At 40.3% G+C, this 3,002-nt stretch carries 2 protein-coding genes; one reads left to right on the top strand and one right to left on the bottom strand.

Features of this window, described 5'->3' with window-relative positions:
* Window positions 1-1,204: 1,204 nt before the first annotated feature.
* Complete coding sequence (locus ACZRMO_RS30155; protein ID WP_463975266.1) at window positions 1,205-1,783, top strand: replication/maintenance protein RepL; 579 nt, start codon at window positions 1,205-1,207, stop codon at window positions 1,781-1,783.
* Between the two features lie 56 nt (window positions 1,784-1,839).
* On the opposite strand, the gene ACZRMO_RS30150 is transcribed toward ACZRMO_RS30155, so the two are convergent.
* Window positions 1,840-2,931 carry a hypothetical protein gene (locus ACZRMO_RS30150; RefSeq protein WP_463975265.1) on the bottom strand — a complete coding sequence of 364 codons (1,092 nt, stop codon included), beginning with the start codon at window positions 2,929-2,931 and terminating at the stop codon, window positions 1,840-1,842.
* Window positions 2,932-3,002: the final 71 nt, after the last annotated feature.

Here is a 3,002-nt window from a genome sequence, read left to right as displayed (position 1 = left end):
TTGCATTTATAGCGACGAAGTTGCTCATGGTTTTAAAAATGATGTTGTATTGATTATGTTGTAACATTTATTTTCAGTAATTCAAGTGCTTTAAAGCACTATGGTGCTTTAAAACATTTGAGTGCTTTATAAAGCCGTTTAAATGCCTCTATTTATTCCTAGATATATCAACATTACGCAGTAGTGTTTTAGCCCATTAAAGCACTCTCCGAGTGCATGGGCCTCGCTACGCGAGGAAGATCAAAGGCAAGATCAAGATCAAGATCAACAACAAGTCAAAAACCTACAATCAAAATCGGCAATGTCTTACATAAATCGTTCCGATTTATTCCAGAGGCTTTTCTGTTTTAAAAGCTCGGTGCCCTTGCTTTATTCACCAGAACAGCACCGGCAACGGTGCCCATTACACCCATGAACATTTCCCTCCAGGGAATGTATGGGTGTGCTGTCAGTCCCCGAAAATCAAAAGCGGGTTGGACAGTGACGATGGTGATCCATCGATCACATTCCAATCCAGAAGCTCCTGAGAGGCCACTGGTGACGTGATCGAGGTCGTTTGACATGGTTGGCCGGCTTCATGGCCAAGCGTGTCAAATGGCCCAACAACGAACGCAGTGAGGCGTTAGGCACTCGATTGCAGCACCATCGATCCTACGGATCTACCGCATTTACAGGACGCCAGCCCGTTGGGCAGTGGCTTTCCCCTACGCTCTCGCTCTGTTGATCTCATGGCTTGCCGTCGTCCTACGGCCTAGGCCACCCACTCAATCACCATACCGAGGCTGGTGGAACCTGCTTCGCGTTGCGGTAGATCCTGAACCTAAAAACAGCAATCTAAACGGCTGAAAATCAAAGGCTTTGAAAACCACCCTAATAATATAAGAAGGAGCCATATTCCAAAAACACCCAGTTCAGCCCGTAAAATCAACCTTTTCGCATGAATGGGCATTCACCAGCTCAGTGACACCGGTTCACCAGCTCAGTGACACCGGTTCACCAGCTCAGTGACATCGGTTCATTAAAAATGATGAATGTTCCACCCAAGACCGCAAAAAACGACCATCAAAAATGATGAATCTCACCAAAGGCAAGGCACTCACCAGCTCAGTGACATAGGTTCATCAAAAAAAATGACTGAACATCATTGACAATGATGAAAGGCGTGTTAATTTGTAAGTAAGATAATATTTTTAGGAGCGTTTTTATGCCAAAAGCAAATGTTAAAAAAGAAGAATTACCAAAAGAAAGTAATGTTAAAAAACTTACATCACCAACCAAAAAAACCACGTATACCGAGACACAACGTCTTGTTAATGAAGAAACTGGTCAAGTAAAACAAACAGTCACAAACACTATTTCAAGAGTTCCACAAGAACCCTTGTATGTGAAAGTCTATCTACAAGACATTAACCGCATCTATGACCTTCCAAAAGGCTGTTCACCAGCCTTATACGAGATACTTAAAGAAATGAATTGGAAGGGCATTATAAACCTTCCTAAATACACAAAAGAGCAATGTGCGGCTGCTGCTGGCTTAACATTAAAATCGTTCAGTAACTGCATTACTGACTTGATTAAAAAAGACATTTTAAAACGTCTTGGAACATCTGTTTATATAGCAAATCCTCACTTGTTCGGACAAGGCAAATGGCTTGAAATCATGGAAAGACGTGAGACGTATAACATCACAATCAACTACACACCAAACGGCAAACGTGAAGTTACATCATCGTTTGACCCGGCAAGCCCTGAAAATCAATATGATGAACAACAATCAGCATAATATAGACTAACCCCCGAAAGGGGGTTTAAGAGCATTCTGGTTGTGCTTCGCACTTTTTAAATCTTGAACTTACCGCTACGACCCTTCAAATCATCATGTATAGACTTAATTTTTTGGGCATTTTCTCGTGTTTCTTTCAATAGTGGTAGTAACTCCCCACCACCTGAATCGGCGTTGAAATATGAGGCAACTTTGTTGCAGAATTTCAAAGATTTATCATAAAATTCCGGGAATGAATTTTTTAATTGTCGTTGTAAATTCTTGAAAATCGGATTGTCTTCCAGCATTTCTTTAACTTCTTTATACATATTTGAGATATCCGATTTAACTTCTTTTTCAAGTTTCACACGCTCTACTAAACTCCTATAAGCATCATTGTGTTTGTTAAAATCTCCAATCACAACGTCGATGCTTTCCGCTACCTCTTCCAGAAGCTCCTGATTGGCCTGTAAGGCCCGATCTAGCTTGGTTTGACGCTCTACCAGATCCGCCTGCAGGCGTTCGATCTCGGCCTGTTTAGCAGCTACATATTCGTCTTTTTCAAGGTGTTTCACCTTACTCATTTCAGCAGAAACGCCACGAATAAAACCTAAATCAGCAAAGCGATTTGCTGCAACATCTTGCAGCTTCGACCATATCGAATCACTTTTCCGACCCATCAGCTCACGCAATGGGGCTTTTTTGGTCTTAAAATCAAAGTTATAGAATATTAGGTGGGCGTGATAATTCATCACGTATTTACCTGTTTTTGGGTCTTTATGGCCTTCGTCCATGTGCATTTCCCAACCCATAGGTTCAAGGCCAGTTTCGTTTTTCATATCTTGCATAAGATCGTTAATATGTTGAGAAAAATCCGCCTTCCAGTTGGGTTTTTTCATCAATTCTTCAACATGGCTTTGCGAAAATATTAAAACGCTGTCCATGTATGTATTTGCCGTTTTTTGTATCTTTTTCCCCTTGATTTCCTCGACTTTTTTATATGTTTCATTGTATTTGTCTAGAATGTCAAAACCACAACCAAAATTGTTACTTTGAAACTCTTTTATTGAGTTCCTATTTTCAGCAAAGACACGTTGAACGTGTCCAATACCACCGGACGAATTAGAATTTTTATAATATTTTGCATTTATAGCGACGAAGTTGCTCATGGTTTTAAAAATGATGTTGTATTGATTATGTTGTAACATTTATTTTCAGTAATTCAAGTGCTTTAAAGCAC

The sequence above is a fragment of the Pseudomonas sp. B611 genome (assembly GCF_055407965.1).
Note: the sequence above shows the minus strand (reverse complement) of the source record. Positions and strands in the feature narration are given on the sequence as shown.

Bases quoted from the DNA above. Each gene is read 5' to 3' on its own strand.
- ACZRMO_RS30150 (WP_463975265.1), bottom strand. From the start codon at position 2,931: ATGAGCAACTTCGTCGCTATAAATGCAAAATATTATAAAAATTCTAAT.
- ACZRMO_RS30155 (WP_463975266.1), top strand. From the start codon at position 1,205: ATGCCAAAAGCAAATGTTAAAAAAGAAGAATTACCAAAAGAAAGTAAT.